Source organism: Rahnella sp. ATs2 (assembly GCF_051851855.1).
Classification (GTDB): domain Bacteria; phylum Pseudomonadota; class Gammaproteobacteria; order Enterobacterales; family Enterobacteriaceae; genus Rahnella; species Rahnella variigena.
Window position 1 is genome coordinate 41,619 of sequence record NZ_JBLYPL010000003.1, and the last position, 18,940, is coordinate 60,558.

At 52.5% G+C, this 18,940-nt stretch carries 21 protein-coding genes; 5 read left to right on the plus strand and 16 right to left on the minus strand.

The window, feature by feature from the left end; translation table 11 throughout:
- Positions 1-104: 104 nt before the first annotated feature.
- From ACJY2G_RS03355 to ACJY2G_RS03375, 5 genes are all read right to left on the minus strand, one after another.
- A complete protein-coding gene (locus tag ACJY2G_RS03355; protein WP_112286608.1) occupies positions 105-284 on the minus strand; it encodes a hypothetical protein in 180 nt (59 codons plus the stop codon).
- A 213-nt stretch (positions 285-497) separates the two neighbouring features.
- A complete protein-coding gene (locus ACJY2G_RS03360; protein WP_112286607.1) occupies positions 498-1,352 on the minus strand; it encodes a metal ABC transporter permease in 855 nt (284 codons plus the stop codon).
- A complete protein-coding gene (locus ACJY2G_RS03365; protein ID WP_120162327.1) occupies positions 1,349-2,203 on the minus strand; it encodes a metal ABC transporter permease in 855 nt (284 codons plus the stop codon). The genes ACJY2G_RS03360 and ACJY2G_RS03365 overlap by 4 nt, the downstream gene beginning before the upstream one ends.
- Positions 2,200-2,979, minus strand: a complete 780-nt coding sequence (locus ACJY2G_RS03370) for a metal ABC transporter ATP-binding protein (protein WP_120162326.1) — start codon at positions 2,977-2,979, stop codon at positions 2,200-2,202. The genes ACJY2G_RS03365 and ACJY2G_RS03370 overlap by 4 nt, the downstream gene beginning before the upstream one ends.
- Positions 2,976-3,929 carry a metal ABC transporter solute-binding protein, Zn/Mn family gene (locus tag ACJY2G_RS03375; protein WP_430319574.1) on the minus strand — a complete coding sequence of 318 codons (954 nt, stop codon included), beginning with the start codon at positions 3,927-3,929 and terminating at the stop codon, positions 2,976-2,978. The genes ACJY2G_RS03370 and ACJY2G_RS03375 overlap by 4 nt, the downstream gene beginning before the upstream one ends.
- A 188-nt stretch (positions 3,930-4,117) precedes the next feature.
- Between ACJY2G_RS03375 and mntR the strand changes: the two genes are divergently transcribed.
- The 3 genes from mntR to ACJY2G_RS03390 all read left to right on the plus strand — a co-directional run bounded on the left by mntR (position 4,118) and on the right by ACJY2G_RS03390 (position 5,745).
- Positions 4,118-4,558 (plus strand): manganese-binding transcriptional regulator MntR, encoded by a 441-nt coding sequence (gene mntR / locus ACJY2G_RS03380; RefSeq protein ID WP_112286701.1) that lies wholly within the window; start codon positions 4,118-4,120, stop codon positions 4,556-4,558.
- Between the two features lie 281 nt (positions 4,559-4,839).
- Positions 4,840-5,190, plus strand: a complete 351-nt coding sequence (locus ACJY2G_RS03385; RefSeq protein WP_430319573.1) for a hypothetical protein — start codon at positions 4,840-4,842, stop codon at positions 5,188-5,190.
- A gap of 15 nt (positions 5,191-5,205) precedes the next feature.
- Positions 5,206-5,745: a glycine zipper family protein gene (locus ACJY2G_RS03390; RefSeq protein WP_439291229.1), complete on the plus strand. Its 540-nt coding sequence runs from the start codon at positions 5,206-5,208 to the stop codon at positions 5,743-5,745.
- Between the two features lie 87 nt (positions 5,746-5,832).
- On the opposite strand, the gene ACJY2G_RS03395 is transcribed toward ACJY2G_RS03390, so the two are convergent.
- The 3 genes from ACJY2G_RS03395 to ACJY2G_RS03405 all read right to left on the minus strand — a co-directional run bounded on the left by ACJY2G_RS03395 (position 5,833) and on the right by ACJY2G_RS03405 (position 9,018).
- Positions 5,833-6,645: a Cof-type HAD-IIB family hydrolase gene (locus ACJY2G_RS03395; protein WP_439291231.1), complete on the minus strand. Its 813-nt coding sequence runs from the start codon at positions 6,643-6,645 to the stop codon at positions 5,833-5,835.
- Positions 6,646-6,762: 117 nt separating this feature from the next.
- Positions 6,763-7,932, minus strand: a complete 1,170-nt coding sequence (locus tag ACJY2G_RS03400; protein ID WP_439291233.1) for an MFS transporter — start codon at positions 7,930-7,932, stop codon at positions 6,763-6,765.
- 87 nt (positions 7,933-8,019) lie between these two features.
- Positions 8,020-9,018 (minus strand): ROK family protein, encoded by a 999-nt coding sequence (locus tag ACJY2G_RS03405; RefSeq protein WP_439291235.1) that lies wholly within the window; start codon positions 9,016-9,018, stop codon positions 8,020-8,022.
- A gap of 143 nt (positions 9,019-9,161) precedes the next feature.
- Here ACJY2G_RS03405 and ACJY2G_RS03410 point away from each other — a divergent pair, with 143 nt between their 5' ends.
- Complete coding sequence (locus ACJY2G_RS03410; RefSeq protein ID WP_120162320.1) at positions 9,162-9,557, plus strand: VOC family protein; 396 nt, start codon at positions 9,162-9,164, stop codon at positions 9,555-9,557.
- A gap of 13 nt (positions 9,558-9,570) precedes the next feature.
- On the opposite strand, the gene ACJY2G_RS03415 is transcribed toward ACJY2G_RS03410, so the two are convergent.
- The 4 genes from ACJY2G_RS03415 to ACJY2G_RS03430 all read right to left on the minus strand — a co-directional run bounded on the left by ACJY2G_RS03415 (position 9,571) and on the right by ACJY2G_RS03430 (position 12,812).
- Entirely contained in the window at positions 9,571-10,398 is an 828-nt protein-coding gene (locus ACJY2G_RS03415; protein WP_439291238.1) for a serine hydrolase domain-containing protein, read from the minus strand.
- Positions 10,399-10,510: 112 nt separating this feature from the next.
- Positions 10,511-11,233 carry an amino acid ABC transporter ATP-binding protein gene (locus tag ACJY2G_RS03420; RefSeq protein ID WP_439291401.1) on the minus strand — a complete coding sequence of 241 codons (723 nt, stop codon included), beginning with the start codon at positions 11,231-11,233 and terminating at the stop codon, positions 10,511-10,513.
- Positions 11,220-11,984, minus strand: a complete 765-nt coding sequence (locus ACJY2G_RS03425; protein ID WP_439291240.1) for an amino acid ABC transporter permease — start codon at positions 11,982-11,984, stop codon at positions 11,220-11,222. Before ACJY2G_RS03425 ends, ACJY2G_RS03420 begins: the two co-directional genes overlap by 14 nt.
- Before the next feature lie 60 nt (positions 11,985-12,044).
- Positions 12,045-12,812, minus strand: a complete 768-nt coding sequence (locus ACJY2G_RS03430; RefSeq protein WP_439291242.1) for a basic amino acid ABC transporter substrate-binding protein — start codon at positions 12,810-12,812, stop codon at positions 12,045-12,047.
- Positions 12,813-13,035: 223 nt separating this feature from the next.
- On the opposite strand from ACJY2G_RS03430, the gene ACJY2G_RS03435 reads away from it, so the two are divergent.
- Positions 13,036-13,815 (plus strand): hypothetical protein, encoded by a 780-nt coding sequence (locus tag ACJY2G_RS03435; RefSeq protein WP_439291244.1) that lies wholly within the window; start codon positions 13,036-13,038, stop codon positions 13,813-13,815.
- 42 nt (positions 13,816-13,857) lie between these two features.
- Here the strand turns inward: ACJY2G_RS03435 and kup are convergent, their stop codons facing one another.
- The 4 genes from kup to ACJY2G_RS03455 form a co-directional block, all read right to left on the minus strand.
- Positions 13,858-15,732: a low affinity potassium transporter Kup gene (gene kup / locus ACJY2G_RS03440; protein WP_439291246.1), complete on the minus strand. Its 1,875-nt coding sequence runs from the start codon at positions 15,730-15,732 to the stop codon at positions 13,858-13,860.
- A 196-nt stretch (positions 15,733-15,928) separates the two neighbouring features.
- The gene (locus tag ACJY2G_RS03445) at positions 15,929-16,642 is read right to left on the minus strand and encodes a hypothetical protein (protein ID WP_439291248.1); all 714 of its coding nucleotides are present in this window, start codon (positions 16,640-16,642) and stop codon (positions 15,929-15,931) included.
- Positions 16,643-16,846: 204 nt separating this feature from the next.
- Positions 16,847-17,434, minus strand: coding sequence for a GNAT family N-acetyltransferase (locus tag ACJY2G_RS03450; RefSeq protein WP_439291250.1), 588 nt, complete (start codon positions 17,432-17,434; stop codon positions 16,847-16,849).
- Between the two features lie 157 nt (positions 17,435-17,591).
- Positions 17,592-18,926: a VasL domain-containing protein gene (locus ACJY2G_RS03455; protein ID WP_439291252.1), complete on the minus strand. Its 1,335-nt coding sequence runs from the start codon at positions 18,924-18,926 to the stop codon at positions 17,592-17,594.
- Positions 18,927-18,940 lie beyond the last annotated feature (14 nt).

Here is an 18,940-nt window from a genome sequence, read left to right on the forward strand (position 1 = left end):
CAAAGACGGAGGAAAGAAGAGGAAATTGGTGGGAAACTGACATCACGCAGCCTGTTCTTTACGTAATACAAACAGGCCGCGATCACAGAGAAGGTTGTTAATATTTAAGCTTTATTTACCGAAACAATTTCTTTGATGAAGGTGAAGCTTGAATCACCATGATCTGTTTTGATCATCGGGTAAATTCTCTCTCCCTTCTTCACAAAGCCAGTTACTTCGTGGGTTGAGCCGTTCTTGACAGTAAAGCTATCGCCAACACTGATGGAACTTGCTACTTCGCTCATAACAATCCTTAACGCTTACTTCATTGAACTTCATTAAACCCTTTTGTTGCCGGCCGATGGTAGGCCTTTATGCGACAGGTAGCCAGCGCCGTCGAGCCGTGGTTAATTAGGCGGAGGCTTTTCCAGTTCGACAGGAGCAAATTGTTGGGTCATCAGAATCTCTTAAAATAAGGAATATATGCACGCCAGCATGCCAAACCTGTGTTACAGACACTAGGCATTCGGTGCTGACTGGCGCGATTTGAACGGTTTACGCAAAAGATGCACAGCTAATGCCAGCAGGAAAAGCATAGCCTGAATCAGCACTATTGCCGGTCCGGTCGCTGCATCGATATAAAAACTGATAAAGGTGCCGGAAATGGCGGCAATTAGTGACACCGTCACAGCCACGATTATCATTTTTGGCAGTGTCTTACACAGCAGGAATGCTGTAATGCCTGGCGTAATCAGCATTGCGACCACCAGTACAACGCCAACGGCCTGCAACGCCGCCACAATGGTCAGCGCCAGCATACACAGCAACGCATAATGATAAAAACGTACCGGCAGACCGATCACTTTCGCCTGCACCGGGTCGAAACAAAATAGCATCAGGTCTTTGAATTTGATGATGATCGCCAGCGTCACCACCAGCGCGATAATCAGCGTTTGCAGCATTTCACTGTCCGTCACGCCCAGCACATTGCCGAACAGAATATGGCTGAGATGCTGCTCCGTATTCACCCGGGAAAACAGCACCAGACCGGCAGCAAACATGCCCGAGAAGACAATGCCCATCACCGAATCTTCTTTGACCCGGCAATGCTCTTTGATAAATCCGGTTGCCACCGCGCAAAACAGACCGGAACCAAACGCGCCAATCACCAGAGGAATACCCGCCAGATAGGCCAGCACCACGCCGGGCAGCACTGCATGTGAAATCGCATCGCCCATCAGCGACCAGCCTTTGAGCACCAGAAAACAAGAGAATATCGCGCAGACAATGCTGGTCGCCATAGCGGTCAGCAGCGCGCGCTGCATAAAGTCGAAGCTCATCGGCTCCATCAGTACATCAAACCAGGACATCATGCGCGGCTCCGGCGTTTGATACGCAAATGACTGGCCAGCCAGCCGTGTTTTGGCGCGAATAAAAACGCCAGCAGGAAGACCGCGGTTTGCAGGCAGACAATGACGCCGCCGGTTGCGCCATCCAGGAAATAGCTCAACCAGGCACCTGCCGCGCTGGTGACTGCGCCGATAATCACCGAAATAATCAACACATGGGAGAAACGATCGGAAAGCAGATAGGCGGTCGCACCGGGCGTGATCACCATGGCAATCACCAAAATTGCGCCGACGGTTTGTAACGCCGCCACGCTGCACGCGCTGAATATAGTGAAGAAAATGATTTTGAGTCGCAGCGGAGAAAGCCCGACCGAAACCGCGTGCGCCTCATCGAAAAATACGGCCAGCAGGTCGCGCCAGATCACGCACAGCACCAGCAGGGAAACGCCGACGATAATCTGCACCTGCAAAATATCAGCGTCATCGATACCTAAAATATTGCCGAACAGGATCGACTGCACGTTAACGGATGTCGGATTAAGGGAAACCAGCAACAGCCCGAGCGCAAAGAAGGTCGAGAAGACGAAGCCGATGATCGCGTCTTCGCGCAGCCTGGTGAAATGGCGCAGCAGCGTCATGGAAAGTGCCGCCAGAATGCCGGTACCGAAGGCTCCGATGGCATACGGAAAGCCCAGTGCATAAGCGCCTGCCACACCCGGCACGACGGAATGCGAGAGCGCATCACCCATCAGCGACCAGCCTTTGAGCATCAGATACGCCGATAAAAATGCGCACACCGCGCCGACACCGGCACTCACCCAGATGGCTTTCACCATGTAGTTGTACTGAAACGGCTCCAGCAGCAGCGCCATCATACCGCCCGCCTCACCGGTTCCTGTGGCACTAAATAACCGATATTCCTCAACGCGCCGCCAAAGGTCTTTTCGAGATTATGAGAGGTAAACGTAGTGTCGAGCGCACCGGCCGCGATGACCGTGCGGTTGATCAGCACTACGCGGTCGCAGAAATCCGGCACACTAGCGATGTTGTGCGTCGAAACCAAAATCAGATGCCCTTCTTCACGCAGCTGGCGCAGGAGTTCGATAATGGCGTTTTCCGTTTTGATATCCACACCGGTAAACGGTTCATCGAGCAACATGACGCGCCCCTGCTGTGCCAGCGCCCGCGCCAGAAAAACGCGTTTTTTTTGCCCGCCAGAAAGCTCACCAATCTGCCGATGCGCCAGATCAGTGAGGCCTACGCGAGCCAGCGCCGACGCCACCTGTTTTTTGTCTTCCGCCGATGGGATCCGCAGAAACGACATTTTGCCGTAGCGCCCCATCATAACCACATCACGCACCAGTACCGGAAAATTCCAGTCCACATCCTCCGACTGGGGCACGTAGGCGATGAGGTTTTGCTTCAGCGCTTTCGCCACGTTCAGGCCGTCCAGCGTCACGCTGCCGTGCGTCGGACGGAGTATTCCCATGATGGTTTTAAACAGCGTGGATTTACCGCTGCCGTTAACGCCGAGCAGCGCGCAAATCGAACCGCCTTGCAGGGTAAACGAGGCGTTTTCAATCGCGGTATGACCGTTGTTATAGGTCACCGAAATGTCATCAACGTTAAGATTCAGCGCGGCTTCTCTCATTGTCCGAACCCTTCTGCAATGGTGCCGACCGTGACTTTCAGCAGATCGATATACGTGGGAACCGGGCCGTCAGTCGCTGACAGCGAATCGACATACAGCACGCCGCCGTATTTCGCGCCGGTTTCCTTGCTGACCTGTTTTGCCGGTTTGTCTGAAATCGTGCTTTCACTGAACACCACCGGGATATTCTGCTGACGCACCAAATCGATGATTTTTTTCACCTGCTGCGGCGTGCCCTGTTCTTCAGCATTGATTGGCCACAGATAGGCCTCTTTCAAATCATAATCTTTCGCCAGATAACTGAACGCACCTTCACTGGTCACTAACCAGCGCTGCCCTGCCGGAATTTTTGCCAGACGTTCACGCAGCGGCGCATCCAGCTGGCTGATTTTTTGCGCATAATCTTTGGCGTTACGATCGTAGGTTGCGGCATTTTCGGGGTCATATTTCACCAGCGCCGCACGGATATTTTCGACATACACCAGCGCATTTTTAGCCGACATCCACGCGTGCGGATTTGGATTGCCCAGATACGGCCCTTCCTGAATCGGCAGCGGTGTTATGCCGTCCGTCACGGTGACCGAAGGCACATGTTTGATGTTGGCAAAGAAGCGCCCGAACCAGCGTTCAAGATTAAACCCGTTCCACAGGATCAGATCGGCGGATTGCGCTTTCACAATATCCCGCGGTGTAGGCTGATAGTCGTGGATCTCAGCGCCCGGTTTGGTGATCGACTCCACGGTGGCGGCATCACCGGCGACGTTCTGCGCGATGTCCTGGATCACCGTGAAAGTGGTCACGACTTTAAACTTTTTTTTGTCCTTGCTGGCCGCCTGGTCTGCCGCCTGCGCGTTGCCGGTGATCAGCGCCACAATCATGCCGACCAGCATCAGCCGCAAACGAAACGGCGAATGGCTGAATAATTTTAAGATGTGTCGTCCATTTTCCATGAAATCTCTCCTGTCATTCTGCGCATCAAACGGCGGTTTATTATTCAGGTATAGCACAGGCTATACTCCATAGCCAATGCAAAGTTTTCATAAATTGGTAGATATGTGGACTTGGTTTACAATGCGTGGGTTGCTGCGGTGAGCGCGGCTGCGGTGAAAAACCGTTAAGCAAGAAAGAGGCAGGCGTAGTGAAAGATAAAAAAATGAATCCATTACTGGATGTGGAAGAACACGCGCAGGGTTTCTTACAGGTGCGCGAGGCGCATCGCCGGGAATTAATGGATGATTACGTTGAGCTGATTTCAGATTTGATTCACGAATTTGGCGAAGCGCGACAGGTAGATCTGGCCGCGCGTCTGGGTGTTTCCCAGCCGACAGTGGCAAAAACCCTGAAGCGCCTGGCCAATGCCGGACTGGTTCACCAGCTGCCCTATCGCGGAACCTTTCTGACGCCGGAAGGTGAGAAACTGGCGGCGGAAAACCGCGAACGTCATAACGTGGTTGAAGCGTTTTTCATCGCGCTCGGCATCAGCGCAGAGACAGCGCGTCTGGATGCTGAAGGGGTGGAGCATCACGTCAGCGATGAAACGCTGGAAGCCTTCAGACGTTTTACAGCAAGTAAGAAATAACACCTTAAATCCGAATTTTTAATTCTCAGCCCGGATTTGCTGTGGCAAAACCGGGTCTGAAATATGAATCTCCCGCCTCCCAAACCCTGAACGTAAACAAACGTTTGCTGCTGAATTTTTTGGTCACAATTGCTGCCACAGCCTTGTCATATTCACCCTAATCCCCCGCCAACCTTTTAGCCGCAACAGGCGTATCGTTATCCTCAGGAGTGGTGGGTTTTATCACTTCGGACATCCGCTCAATGCACTTCGAGGTCGTTATGAAAAGGCTGTTGTTATTGATGCTTACGGCTGGCGCGCTGATGTCGGCCAGTTCTGCGTCGTTCGCCTACGGTTATTACGGTCATGGTTACTACAACCATGGTTACTACGGTCACGGCTATTACGGCCATGGTTATTACCATGGCGGCTATTATCGCGGGGGCTGGTATGGGCCGGACGTGGTGATAGGCATTCCTCCGCCGGTCTATTACGGCCCGCCAGCCGTCGTTTACTCTGCGCCACCGCAGCCGCAAACGTATGTCGAGAAACCCCCGGCATATGTGTATTACTGCCAGAATCCGGCGGGATATTATCCGCAAGTCCCGGCCTGCCCGCGCGGCTGGATGAAAGTGGTCGCAGGACCACATTAACAGGCGATAAAAGTCATGAACAGGTTTACTCCGGTGGCGGTTCTCGCCTTAGCCGCGGCCTTATCCGGCTGCGTTTCTCCTCCAACCCGACCAGATGTGATGGTGCTGCCAGGTACCGGAAAGGATTATCAACAGTTTCAGATGGATGAAATGTCATGCCGTAACGCGGCCTATGGCAGTGTGAATGGCGGCGCAAAAACTGCCAGTAATAATGCAGCCGGTACCGCTGCTGCCGGGACAGTCGTGGGCGCGGCAGCCGGAGCACTGATTGGCGCAGCGTCGCATCAGGCCGGACCGGGCGCGCTGATTGGCGCAGGCAGTGGTTTGCTGATTGGCAGCGCAATGGGCAGCAATAATGCGGGGGCCAGCAGCGGCGATTTACAGGATCAGTATGATACGGTGTACACGCAATGTATGTACGCCAAAGGCAATAAGGTGCCGGTAGACGCCAGCGACGGTTACAGCTCGAATCAACCACCGCAATCGCCGGTTCCGCCGGATTACTACCCTGCAGAGCCCGGTAACAGTGGCGTGCCGCCAGACTACGTGCCTTAATTTTCATAGCACAATCTTCATTACACAATGCTAAAAAGGCTGCCGTTTTACGCGGCAGCCTTTTCGTTTTAATGCACATTGAACGGCTTAGGCGAATGGCGCGCGACCGTTCAGCACGTCATCAATCACTTTCAGCACGCCCTCATCACGGTTAGATGGCGCGACGTATTTCGCGGCGGCTTTTGCCGGTGCAGAGGCATTTTCCATCGCAAAACCGTAACCGGCATAGCTGAGCATTTCCAGATCGTTGCCGCTGTCGCCAAACGCCAGCACTTCGTCATCACGGATGCCGTAAATCTGCTGGATTTTTTGCAGACCGCAGGCTTTGTGATTTCCGCTGATGATCAAATCAACAGAGCCATGTCCGCTGGTCACCGGTGCAACAATCCCGCCAAGGTTAGCGTTAACTTCACTCATCAGCGGACAGACATCGTCTTCCACGTAGCTCAGTGCAAATTTGAAAATCGTATCGTCGATTTCTGTGTATTGATGCACTTTTGTCAGTCGGTGATAGTAACGGCGCATACGGCTGATGAAATCCTCATCGGTGCCGCTGAGCACATAAGCCCCTTTGCGACCGCACACAATGGTGTTAATGCCCGGCGTGCGACTTATCCATTCCAGCACCTGCGTCACCTGTTCCGGTTCGAGTTTGCCGCAGTAAATTTCCTGTTCTTTATCGACCACATACCCGCCGCCTTCCGCAACGTAAGCAATCTGTTTGTCGAGATCATCAAAGAAGGATTTCAGCTGGTAATACTGGTTGCCGCTCGCCACTACAAATTTAATGTCACGTTGCAAAAGTTGCTGATATTGCTCGCGAAAGCGGGCTTTATTGTATTCGTGCTGCGGATTGAGAAAGGTTCCATCCATGTCTACGGCGATAAGTTTTACAGCCATTACTGCTCCTTACAGAGTCGGATTTTAAATCAATCAGGCTAAAAGAGGGCTGGCGGGTTTTACGCGCCAGCTGGCAAATTTGCCACTCAGTTATAAATCATTGGTCTTTGAAAACAATCAATACTTCAGTTTGTATGCGCCAAACGTGATGACCAGAAACGCCGCCGCGACCGCCGAGAATGCGACATACAAGCTGGAAAGATGCGCAATAAAGCCGATCAGCGCCGGACCACCCAGCACACCGAGATAACCGAGCGTTGCCACCATCGCCACCGCCATATTTACCGGCATCACTTTTTCCTGACCGGCCAGCGTAATCAGCACCGGAACAATATTCGCTGCGCCTATCCCGACCAGCGCAAAACCGCACAATGGCAGGATCCAGCCCGGCAACAGCACAACCATCAGATAACCGGCGATACCCAAAATCCCGCCGATAATCAGGATCCGTTTGCGCCCTAGTGCACTGACAATCGCATCACCGGTCAGGCGCATCAGCGACATCGCCACGGCAAATACTGCAAAGCCCCAGCCCGCATGTTCCAGCGCCAGACCGCGATCCTGGGTCAGGAAGACACCGCCCCAGTCCAGCACCGCGCCTTCGGCCATAAAACAAATCATCGCCATAACCGCCATCAGCACCAGACGGAAATTCGGTCTGGCTTTCGGCTGGCCTTCTTCAGGCTCCTCATGTGCGCCAAACGGTAACATTCCGCGATAAGAATACGCCGTCAGCGCGATAACCAGCACGACGGCAAAAAACGTGCTGCCGAGCGGCGTGATACCGGCACTGAGCAGCAACGCACCGCCACCGGCGCCGGCGATCCCGCCCACGCTCCACAGGCAATGAAACCCTGACATCAGCGGTTTATCCGCGGCCTGTTCCACCAGCGTGCCCTGCACATTGACGGCTACATCCGCCAGCCCGATGCCCATGCCGAAAATAAACAGGCTGAGCGCCAGCAGCCAGATGTCACTGAACACCGCCAGCAGTGGCAGCATCAGACAGTACAAAATGACCGCCGCGACGATCACTGCCCGACAGCCAAACTTGCCGATAATCCGTCCCGACCCAAGCATCGACAGCAGCGAACCGGCACCAAGACACAGCAGCAATAACCCGAGATCGCCCGCCTCTGAATGCGTCCGCAATTGGGCATAGGGAACCAGCGCCGCCCACAGCCCCATCGCCATGCCGGTGACAAAAAATATCGCCCGCGTCGCGACACGCCGGACAGGACTTCCGGCATGAATACCGTTGTGCGCAATTTCAGATGACAGTGACATCAGGTTCTCCCGCGAGGCGAAGTTAGTTATTAAAAGTCTTTTAATAAGTCCGCAGTATAAGGGTGCGAACAACAAAGTCAACCGGCGTTATTCACCGAAAGCCATGTGCAGATTGTAGTTGCTGAGCGTCAGTTCCGCGATGCCTTGAAGATAATCCTGACGCATCGACGGGCGGTAAGTCAGCTGCGGCATATGCTGTGCGGGAATGTGCTGCAGGCAAAGCATCTTCAGCTCAGGCAGCAGTGCTTCACTTATTTTCGGGCCGGAAAGCGCGATGGTGGCCGGGTTGATAATGGCGGTCAGCGAGACAATCACCTTCGCCATTTCTTCTGCGACCGGCAGTTTATCCAATCCTTCAAAAGGCAGATTTGACACTTCCCCTGCAAACTGGCTGGCACCCTGTAATACCTGACCGTTAATCACCATGCCACAGCCCAGACAAGGCACTTCAGGCTTGAAGAGGTAGGCTACCGGCGCGGTAATACCTGCGCAACTGCTGCGGTAAAAACCCCACGCGGTGTAGTTCATGTCGTTATCCGCCTGAACATAAATCCCGAACTGTTCACGCAGTTGCTGCTCAACCGCCACACCGGCAAACATGCTGATATCACAGGTCGCGACGGTTCCTTTTACCACCACGCCCGGCAGGCCAATGCCCAGCGCTTTAATATTGGGATAGTCCGCCAGCAGGCTGCCAATTTGCTGATAAAACGTCGCCAGCGTCCGCGGTAAAAAGCGGATTTCACCCTGCGCCAGACTTTCACCGGTGGCTGAATTCACCGACCAGACAATCTGTGCGGCAGCGTCGCTGCCTTGCGCGTACAGGCTAAGTACCGAGAAATAGTTCGGGTTATACGCATAGCGCTGCGCCGGACGGCCACCACGCGAGACGTCGAGTTCCAGCGCCAGCACTTCGTGCCGCTGGCTCAGGTCATTCAGCACTGCGCCGCAGGTGGCGATACTCAGACCGGTGACACCCGCCAGTTCCGCCTTCGTCGCCGAGCCCAGAGATTTCAATGCATTCGTCACCAGCACGACATTGTTTATCTTCATTTCACGGGTGGTACGGTTTGAAGGGATGATCATGTTGCCTCGGGAATGCGGGTAAGAATTGTGGGTAATTTAGCACGGATCCGGCGGCACGACTTTTTAGAGATCACATTCAAAAAACGGCAGAGCGGAAAATAACCCGCTATAACAAGGGGGACTGTTTCAAAAGGAGAGCGATTTTGATTTCCCATATTTGTATTGGCGTTTACGATTTTGAACGGGCTTTCACTTTCTATTCGGCGGTGATGGCGGCACTGGGGCATACCCTCAAGTTTTGCGACAGGGAAAAACCCTGGGCGGCGTGGATGGCACCGGATTCGCCAAGGCCGCTGTTTGTTATCGGCCAGCCGCATGACGGCGAACCTGCCAGTGCGGGTAATGGTCAGATGCTGGCATTACTGGCAGACAGGCGTGCTACCGTGGATCAAATCTATCAGTTTGCGATGGCAAACGGCGCGACAGATGAAGGCGCGCCGGGACTACGCCCGCATTATCATCCGGATTACTACGGTGCTTATTTTCGGGATGCCGACGGTAATAAGCTGTGTATTTGTTGCCATCATCCTGAGGCCTGAAGCTTTGGCCCTTTTACCCGAAATTTTGCACCAGCCTGCCCAGTTCAGTTTCTGCCACGCCTTCGTAATGCCCGTCAGTAAAGCAGGCACCGGTCACAGGTTCGCGGAGATCCGGGAAGTGATAGACCGCGTTCACGCACGAGGGGCCGCCGCCTGAATGACCAGCTGAACGCCCTGCCTCTCCCATTGCACCGCTCATCAGCCCCAGCGCGTAACCGCATTCTGTCCACGGCCGTCCTTCCAGAGCACCGCCAAGCGGGATGGTCACCTGCATTTCAGCCATTGACGCAGCGCTCAGCAGTTTACCGCTGAATAATCCGTGCAGCAGTCTGGCCGCATCCCGCACATTGCCTGCCAGACAACCGTGATAGACCCAGCCCGGAGCATATTTTTCGGCGGCTTCACAGTGCAGTTTTGCGAATTCCTCGCGCGTGGTGACAAGTGCGACACTGGTCAGTCCGAGCGGTGTCGAGATGAGGTCAGTCATCAGTTGCGCGAAACTCAGCCCTGACGCGGCTTCTATGTGTTCGCGGGCCAGCATGTAGCCAATATTGGAATAAGACCAGCCCGCACCCGGCGCAAACAACATGCCTCTGGCTAACGCGGCACTGAGCAATTTGTCGCGCGACCAGGGTTCTCCTCCGGCAGCGACAGCGTCGTGATAATCTTTCAGTGCGCCGTAATCCGGCAATCCGGCGGTGTGGTTGAGCAGCTGCCGCAGGGTGTAAGCTTCGCCATCAACACAGCCATCCAAATTTACAGTCCCGTTTTCACTAAGTTTCAGCGCACAAATCGCGATCGCGGTTTTCGTGAAACTCCAGTAAGGAAAACGAGCTTGCATATCGCCTCCTGCCCTTTCTTCGCCGGAGGCTGAAATACAATAAGAATGGAAGCTCTGCATGGCAAACCTCATCACATTAAAGAAAACGGGCGCTGTTTGAGCGCCCGTCGGATCATAATACTTTACTCAAAAATTCGCGGGTTCGCGGATTTTCCGGTGCGGTAAACAGTTGCGCCGGTGGCCCCTGCTCCTGAATCACACCCTGATCGATAAACACTACGCGGTCAGCGACTTCACGCGCAAAGCCCATTTCATGCGTCACAATCACCATCGTCATGCCTTCGAGCGCCAGCTGTTTCATGACCGCCAGCACTTCACCGACCAGCTCCGGATCCAGCGCTGACGTCGGTTCATCAAAAAGAATGATCGACGGTTCCATTGCCAGCGCACGGGCAATCGCCACGCGCTGTTGCTGACCACCGGACAAACTGGAAGGCCAGGCGTCGATTTTGTCGATCAGTCCGACTTTTTGCAGCAATTTTTCGGCACGCGTTACGGCTTCCGCTTTCGATAATCCCTTCAGCGACATCGGCGCCATAATCAGGTTTTCCAGCACGGTCATGTGCGGGAACAGATTAAAGCGCTGGAACACCATGCCGACGCCGGCACGCAGCGTATTAAGATTGGTTTTCGGATCATGCACCGCAAAACCGTTCACCACCACTTCGCCACCATTAGGCTTTTCCAGCGCATTCAGGCAGCGCAGAAAGGTACTTTTACCTGAACCTGAAGACCCGATGATGCACACCACTTCTTTCTCTGCGATGTCACAGGAAATGCCGCGCAATACGTGGGTTTCGCCAAACTGTTTCTGTAAATCCTTAACGTGAATCACTTTTGCCAAACCTCTTTTCCATGTGTTGAACCAGCAGCGAGAGCAGGAAAGTCAGAACCCAGTAAACCAGTGAAATAGTCAGGTAGGGTTCCCAGTAGGTGGCGTAAGCGCCGGAAACAGTACGCGCGGCATACGCCAGATCGGCCAGGCCAATCGCCGAGGCCAGCGAGGAATCTTTCACAATCGCAATAGCGTTATTGCCCAGTGGCGGCAAAATACGGCGGAACGCCTGCGGCAAGATAACCTTGCGCATCGTTTTGCCCCAGCCCATTCCCAGCGCGCGGGAAGCTTCCATCTGACCGTTGTCGATAGACTGAATACCCGCACGGAAAATTTCGGAGACATACGCTCCGGCGTTGAGGGTAATCGCCACCACGCAGGATAAGAATGCACCGTAATCTGAGCGCAGCGCACGGGCGAAATCCGAAGACATCAGACCGTACGCCACTAAAATGCCGTCGCGGGGATTAATAAACAGTGGCACTAAAGCAAAGTGAACCACCATAATCTGCACAAACAGCGGCGTACCGCGAAAAGCACTGACGTAAATGCGCACCGGCCATTGCACGGCAAAACGCAAAACGTGTTTCCATGGGCCGTCGTCGGCACGGGCCATCCGTCCTAGCCCCAGCAGCAGACCCCAGGTGGTACCCAAAATCACACAAATAATGGTGCATTTGATGGTCATCAGCGCGCCCTGCACAAACAGTGGCGCATATTCTGAGATTATCTCCCAGCGAAATCCGGTCATACCTGTCCTTGTTCAGGAGCGTGTTACCGCCCCTGATTAACGTTGTTCGTGATGAGAATATTATTGAGCGGGAAGCACTGGAACGTTCTTATCAAACCAGGTTTCGTAGATTTTAGCGTACGTGCCATCAGCCACGATTTTCTTCAGACCGGCGTTGATTTTACCCAGCAGTTCGGTGTTGTCTTTGGCGACCGCAATACCGAAATACTGACGTTCGAATTTAGCATCCGGTACCAGTTTCAGCGCTTTCTCAGGATGGGATTTGATGTAGTACTTCACCACGCCCACGTCGCCCACTGCCGCGCCGATACCGTCTTCCGCCAGCTCCTGCAACATCAGCGGAGTGTTATCAAAACGTTTGATGTCGGTGCTGTTTTTGCCCAGTTCATTGGACACCACGATGTCGCCGGTGCTGGAGTTCACCACACCCACTTTCTGACCCTTCAGGGCGGCTACGGAATCCACTTTAGAGTCTTCAGGCACCACGATGGACTGTTCTGCCGGGAAATACGGGGCAGAGAAAGCCACCATCGCTTTACGTTTATCGGTAATGGTGATGCCAGAAATAATGATGTCACGATCACCGGAATTCAGTGTCGCAAAAATTCCTTCCCACGGCGTATTAACCAGTTTGATGTCAAAATCTTCGGCTTTAGCGATCGCCTTGATGATGTCGATATCAAAACCTTCCAGCTGTTTCTTGCTGTTTTCGTATTCAAACGGACGGTATGTACCGCCGGAACCGACCACGTATGTGGTCTGTGCGGCATAAGCAGATGTGATTAATGTAGAAAGCAGGCACCCGGTGAAAATTAATGACTTAAGCATGGTCACTCCTGTGTGATTGTTATTTTATGCAGTTAATTTGCATAAAAATACACAAGTTGACGAAGCGCTTCAACCGAAAGTTACAGCGGGCTGATATGAAGAACACATTTAGAAGTGAATAGCAGACTCCTCCGAGTTCCCTGTAAGAACGTTCATCTCTCCCGTGGGATCAGGTATATTGATACGCAGATCACAAAAATCCCTTAAAGGAAGACGTCGCACTATGAGTTATCGCTTCACCCTTGCTGCCGCAGCAGCCGTTATCGCACTCACAGGATGCGCAAAAACGAAAACCGCCGACCAGGCACCGGCTTTCGATTTTGGCTCGACGCGCCTGACCGTAGCGCACGTCCCGACGAAAACCGACGATGGCACCAAACTGTATGTGACCATTGATGATAAAGAGGCGGGTGCGCTGGGGACTGGCGAGAGCATGGAAGTCCAGCTTCCGGAAGGTAAACACAAAGTCGGCGGCTATGCCCGTTCGCTGATTGGCCGCGTCACCATTGCGCCGGTCGAAGTCGCGACATCGCGTGATGCGGTCAGCCACGTGACTTATTCTGTGGCGAATCTGAAACCGACGTTCCTGGTTCGCGCATCAACGCCAGTGCCGAAACCGAAGTCAGAATCGATTCCGGCAGAACCGGTTCCGTCCCTGCCGAAAGACATCGAAGCACCGGCAGCCGCCGAACAGTCGCAGGCTTCAGCAACGCCAGCTGACGCACCAGCAGCCACTGCGGTAGTGACTCAGCAGACTTCTGCAACGTCTGCGACTTCAACAACTTCAGCATCTGCTACTCCAGCGGCAGTTGCGACTCAGCCGGTGCAAACTGCTACGCCTGCAACCCCGGCGGCGACTCAGCAGACACAAACTGCCGCGCCAGCACCGCAGACACCGGCCGTTACTGACCTGACGCCGACCACTCAGTCGCAAACCTCACAGGCGACGCAGAGTTCGACTACGCCTGAAGTCACTGACCTGACTTCAGCACCGCAAGCGTAATCTGCTTTGCCCGCTGGTTCTCACGATCCGGCGGGCAAATCCTCAGAATTTCACCACTGCACCCAGCTCAATCACCCTGTTCGGGGGAATATGATAATGCTCAGGCGCGCGCAGAGAGTTACGCTGCAAAACCTGAAACAGTTTCCCGCGCGCTTTTAAATACCACGGACGGGGTTCGCCCAGCGTAAATGTGTCCCGCGACATAAAGAAAGACGTCTCGTTCATCGTACACTTCAGCCCTTCCAGCCCGCAGCGGTAGAGAATATCCGTGACATTCGGCGTTTCCCGCCAGCCATAACTGGCAATAACCCGCCAGAATGCCGGTGAAAGCTGTTCAATCGTCACCCTTTTCACGTTGTGAACATAAGGGACGTCTTCCGTCACCACCGTCAGCAGCACCACACGTTCGTGCAAAATTTTGTTGTGCTTTAGATTGTGCAATAGCACCAGCGGCACTTCATATTGCCCGCGTGACATCACCACTGCCGTGCCCGGCACGCGTTTCGGCGGTGCTTTTTCCAGCGAGGCGATCAGTGCCTCAAGCGCTTCCGGATCCTGCCTCAGGCGGCGCAGCAGGCGCGAACGCTCGGTTTTCCAGGTCAGCATAATCAACAGAATGGTCAGCCCGATGGCCACCGGCAGCCAGCCGCCGGAGAACAGTTTGGTCAGGTTGGCGGCAAACAACGGCACATCAATGATCAGCATCGCTGCCATCATCAGACCGCCAGCCCAGGTTTTCCATCCCCAGTTTTTGACCATGACAATGCCAATCAATACCGACGTAATGACCATCGTGCCAGTGACCACAATCCCGTACGCCGACGCCAGATTGCTGGAATGTTTAAAGCTGACGATGGCAATCAGTACCGCGAAATACAGCAGCCAGTTAACGACCGGAATGTAAATCTGACCAGATTCTTCATCTGAGGTATAGATGATGCGCATCGGCGGCAGATAGCCCATACGCACGGCCTGACGCGTCAGGGAGAACACGCCGGAAATCACCGCCTGCGAGGCAATCACCGTCGCCAGCGTAGCCAGTATCAACAGCGGGATTAGTGCCCAGCCAGGAGCGAGGAGGAAAAACGGATTCGCGATAGCGTCGGGTTTGCTGAGCAGCAGCGCGCCCTGCCCGAAATAATTCATCACCAGCGAAGGCCCGACCAGAATAAACCAGGCAATGCGGATCGGTTTTTTACCGAAATGCCCCATGTCGGCATATAACGCTTCTCCACCGGTCACCGACAGCACCACCATGCCGAGCGCAAAGAACGAGACGGTTTTGAATTCCACAAAGAAATGCAGCGCCCAGTAAGGATTCAGCGCCTGTAATACATCGGGATTACGCATAACTCCGCCAATCCCCAGCGCACCGATGGTCACAAACCACAGCACCATCACCGGCGCAAATATTTTACCCACGCTGCCGGTGCCATTTTTCTGAATGAAGAACAGCAGCGTCAGCACGGCAATCGAAAATGGAATGATAAAACGGTCGAGCGACGGCTCAATAATCTCCAGCCCTTCAATTGCCGAAAGTACCGAAATGGCGGGTGTTATCACACCGTCGCCATAGAAGAAGCTGCCACCGACCAGCCCGATAAACATGATCGCAGGGATCCACCGCGGATTAAGGTTGCGGATCGCCAGTGACATCAGCGTCAGAATGCCTCCCTCGCCGTCGTTGTCGGCACGCATCACGAAGCTGATGTATTTTACCGACACCACCAGCATCAGGAGCCAGAAAATAAGCGACAGAAAGCCGAATAATGCACTTTGGGTCACGGCGATGCCCGCTTGTCCGGTCAGGCATTCACGCAGGGTATACAGCGGGCTGGTACCGATATCGCCATAGACGACACCAATACACGCCACGGTCACAGTCAGCAGCGATGATTTATTTTTTGTATGCTTCATGAGTGGCTTCACAGTTTCCCGGGACGACATATGTCGCCCCACAGAAAGAGTATAGATACACTCGACAGCCATCGGGGTTAGATGAACGCTTTATTATTCAATGCTGACTTTTGTCATCAATGGCATGAAGGTCATGCGTAAAGCGAACCGGTTTGAGGGGCCTTACACATGATCCTCATCACAACGAACTGGGTCTCTAACGAGAAATGTCAATAACCGGAACACCAGGATTACATCTTTTCATCCTGTCAACTAACCTGTACAACTTCTCGTTAATCTCCCTGGTCGCCATCTGGTCCGGACGTATCGTCTTAGGTGCTACAAAAATCCCCGCTATTTTAATCTCACGCGTCGGAGGCAATCCCTGATAAGTATTAATATCCGGACGACCAATAAGCAAAATTTCGTTATGCCATTGGTAATTGGTATTCTTGAGTATCTTTTCTGGGGGTTGAATTTGATTGTAACCACCGGGAGCAATAATCTCTTTCTTTTTAGATCTGCCCGCGAAGATATTGTCAGCCAGCGCAAAACGGTCATAAACCATATTGTTATTTACACCCGCATGATTAGGGAACCAGACATCACCACTGAATGTCCCCAGGATATTTTGCACCGGCACATCGAGAATAAAGCCTGCTTCGAAAAACAATCCTGACTGCGATCTGACAGTGAGTCCGGCTCCCAGCCGGAAACCTTTCAGCACTGCATCCACATCAATGAATGAACTTGAAATAATATCCCAGGTTTTAAATACCTCCCGGGCGGGTTGAGTCATCAAAGGCGAGGCTCCATAGGCAGCCGAAACGGTATGAATAAGAAGTTGTCTTTTCTTATTACGCGCATCCCATTTTTTTAATGCCTTAACTTTATCTGCATCAGGGGACTTTAAGTGTGTTTTTCCGAACATAATGTAACTCCATTACATGATTAATATTCAACAAGTGCTGGCGTGCAGTCAGAATCTCTCAATGCACTCAACTCGCAGCTCTGTTTGTTAAAGCTTTAGTAAAAGACCACAAGAAAAATTTTATAGCCCATAACGAAAGCCTCTCTTGATTACCTGATTAAATGATTACGTGCTCTGTCCTTTCAAAAAAACGGTATTATCGCTTCAACCGACAATGTCCCAATTTTTCATGATGTTATTCCTGAGATTCAAATAAATATTATTAATATTCCCTGACCAGTTTGCTCCCCGGAAATTTGCGTTCTGAAAGGACGACTGCGAAAAACGATTGAGCCACTGGGGATTTAATTTTCCATCACCAGATTTGAGCGAAGCCCCACCTTTATCCATTCGATTTACCGCGCCTACAACCGTCGGATGAAATCCCATTTTTAGATAAAATCCCTGACTGTCGTCCACCGGCACCAGTGAGGCTTGTTCAATCTTCAATTCGAGCCCATATTTTATCGCAGCGAATACTAAAATCTGTCCTAACCCAACAAATTGGTTAGGATTTTCCTTGGTGGGGGTATTGGTATTACCATCGACGTATATTGCTGATATATACAAAAAATCTTTTTTTCCTGATTCACATTGCACAGAACAACGACCCGCAGCAACATCCTGATATGTTTGCGTAAGCAACGAAAAATTCATGGCATTATGGTCATAATCCGGCGGTGATTCCACATCCTCTGACAACGTCATTATTAATGGTTTTTTACCTTGCGGATACTTTTCTATAAAATGCATATTTTTCCGTACCTCTCCTGAACGATTAGCCTGATGAATTACTTTCGAATATTTGACTACAGATGTACTATTAATGAAAAAAATTAATTGTTTTTTAGAGTCTTCATAGACAGCGATGATTAAGCAATAACCGAGACTTTAAATTTTTTACCTTTCGCTAATTCAACGTGATACTGGCAGCATTTAAGGCATCTATTCTCTGTGAGATTTGTTTTATCAGGGCGGGGTTAACCTGACGGTTATTCTCCCTGTCCTGTTGAATCGTCCACAATAATGTTTCCGCGCTGGTTCCGTTACGTTGCAGATCCTGGCGTATCTGATATACCGCTGTTTTCAATTCCGACACAGTCATATATTGGCTGTGTTTTTTTTCGGCATTCAGTAAGCGTGCTTCAAGCTCATCAAGATGTTTATTAGCAAGAACGAAACCATCCAGCGCCGGGATATCTCCCGCCTTCTCATCCATTGTGCGCTGCCATTGCGCACTGTATTCATTGCCCGGATAAGCTTTTTCCAGATGGTCAGATAATATTTTTCCTTGCCGCAGCAGCACATCGGAAGGTTGTGCGCTCAGCCAGCCCAGCAAGGGCGCAGCATGGGTTAACACCGCCGTTTTCTGTGCTCGCAATTCGGGTTCCTGCGCCATACGCCAGACCTCATCCAGCTGACCTTCACTGTGTTGCAGTGCCAGTAACGGAGCACTCAGTTTTTCACCGAAACTCAGCGACTGCGCAGAAAACCAGATACCGGCCGCGACAGCACATATCGCGATACCCGCCGCCATCCCGCCCAACGCCCACAAAAGCGGATGCCGACATGGCGCAGACTCCAGACAGATTTCTGCAGGTTCTGCATCCGGCAGTATTTCGGTCACCAGCGTTTTTTTCTCGCTGATGACTTCAGGCGCTGGCTCCGGAACAGGCTGCAAGGCTTTCACTGGTTTTGGCTGCAACGGATAGGGTACCGACCGGCAGCGAACCTGAAGAAAATAATGCAGATTGTTCAGAGAATCATGGCTTCGTGATTGCAGGTTTTTAGACTGTCCGCACAGCACGCCAATACTTTTTTCAACCAGACGCATTTCGCCACTGTTTTCCGGGCCATATTCCAGCGTATAGATATGCGTCGCCACATTTGCATTGAACCAGTCCATCAGTTGCTGACGTTGCTGAACCGCCGCGACAGGTGGCCAGCAACGCTGGCTATTGTGAGCAAATGCTGTGGACAGCAGATCAAGTGCCAGCGCCAGCCCTTTCCAGCTTTTAAGCCGCAGGTTGATCAGGCAAAACCACATGCCACTTTGCAGGTCATAGCCATATTCATGGAACAGCTGAAAACACTTTTCCTCCAGCGCATTCCAGTCCAGCCTCGCAGGAATGGTGCCGGTCAGCGGACTGAGCTCGCTGCTCAGCAGCAAAAACGACTTGCTGAGGCGCGGATCATGCCCGTTGATTTTTAGCGCCCGAAGATTCACCCGGTTTTTCATGGTCATTCTTTCCCTGTCGT

Bases quoted from the DNA above. Each gene is read 5' to 3' on its own strand.
- ACJY2G_RS03385 (WP_430319573.1), top strand. From the start codon at position 4,840: ATGCTTACGGCTGGCGCGCTGATGTCGGCCAGTTCTGCGTCGTTCGCC.
- ACJY2G_RS03355 (WP_112286608.1), bottom strand. From the start codon at position 284: ATGAGCGAAGTAGCAAGTTCCATCAGTGTTGGCGATAGCTTTACTGTC.
- ACJY2G_RS03430 (WP_439291242.1), bottom strand. From the start codon at position 12,812: ATGCTTAAGTCATTAATTTTCACCGGGTGCCTGCTTTCTACATTAATC.
- ACJY2G_RS03375 (WP_430319574.1), bottom strand. From the start codon at position 3,929: ATGGAAAATGGACGACACATCTTAAAATTATTCAGCCATTCGCCGTTT.
- ACJY2G_RS03450 (WP_439291250.1), bottom strand. From the start codon at position 17,434: ATGCATTTTATAGAAAAGTATCCGCAAGGTAAAAAACCATTAATAATG.
- ACJY2G_RS03435 (WP_439291244.1), top strand. From the start codon at position 13,036: ATGAGTTATCGCTTCACCCTTGCTGCCGCAGCAGCCGTTATCGCACTC.
- ACJY2G_RS03425 (WP_439291240.1), bottom strand. From the start codon at position 11,984: ATGACCGGATTTCGCTGGGAGATAATCTCAGAATATGCGCCACTGTTT.
- ACJY2G_RS03365 (WP_120162327.1), bottom strand. From the start codon at position 2,203: ATGATGGCGCTGCTGCTGGAGCCGTTTCAGTACAACTACATGGTGAAA.
- ACJY2G_RS03360 (WP_112286607.1), bottom strand. From the start codon at position 1,352: ATGATGTCCTGGTTTGATGTACTGATGGAGCCGATGAGCTTCGACTTT.
- ACJY2G_RS03415 (WP_439291238.1), bottom strand. From the start codon at position 10,398: ATGCAAGCTCGTTTTCCTTACTGGAGTTTCACGAAAACCGCGATCGCG.
- kup (WP_439291246.1), bottom strand. From the start codon at position 15,732: ATGAAGCATACAAAAAATAAATCATCGCTGCTGACTGTGACCGTGGCG.
- ACJY2G_RS03395 (WP_439291231.1), bottom strand. From the start codon at position 6,645: ATGGCTGTAAAACTTATCGCCGTAGACATGGATGGAACCTTTCTCAAT.
- ACJY2G_RS03445 (WP_439291248.1), bottom strand. From the start codon at position 16,642: ATGTTCGGAAAAACACACTTAAAGTCCCCTGATGCAGATAAAGTTAAG.
- ACJY2G_RS03455 (WP_439291252.1), bottom strand. From the start codon at position 18,926: ATGACCATGAAAAACCGGGTGAATCTTCGGGCGCTAAAAATCAACGGG.
- ACJY2G_RS03370 (WP_120162326.1), bottom strand. From the start codon at position 2,979: ATGAGAGAAGCCGCGCTGAATCTTAACGTTGATGACATTTCGGTGACC.
- ACJY2G_RS03405 (WP_439291235.1), bottom strand. From the start codon at position 9,018: ATGATCATCCCTTCAAACCGTACCACCCGTGAAATGAAGATAAACAAT.
- ACJY2G_RS03390 (WP_439291229.1), top strand. From the start codon at position 5,206: ATGAACAGGTTTACTCCGGTGGCGGTTCTCGCCTTAGCCGCGGCCTTA.
- ACJY2G_RS03400 (WP_439291233.1), bottom strand. From the start codon at position 7,932: ATGTCACTGTCATCTGAAATTGCGCACAACGGTATTCATGCCGGAAGT.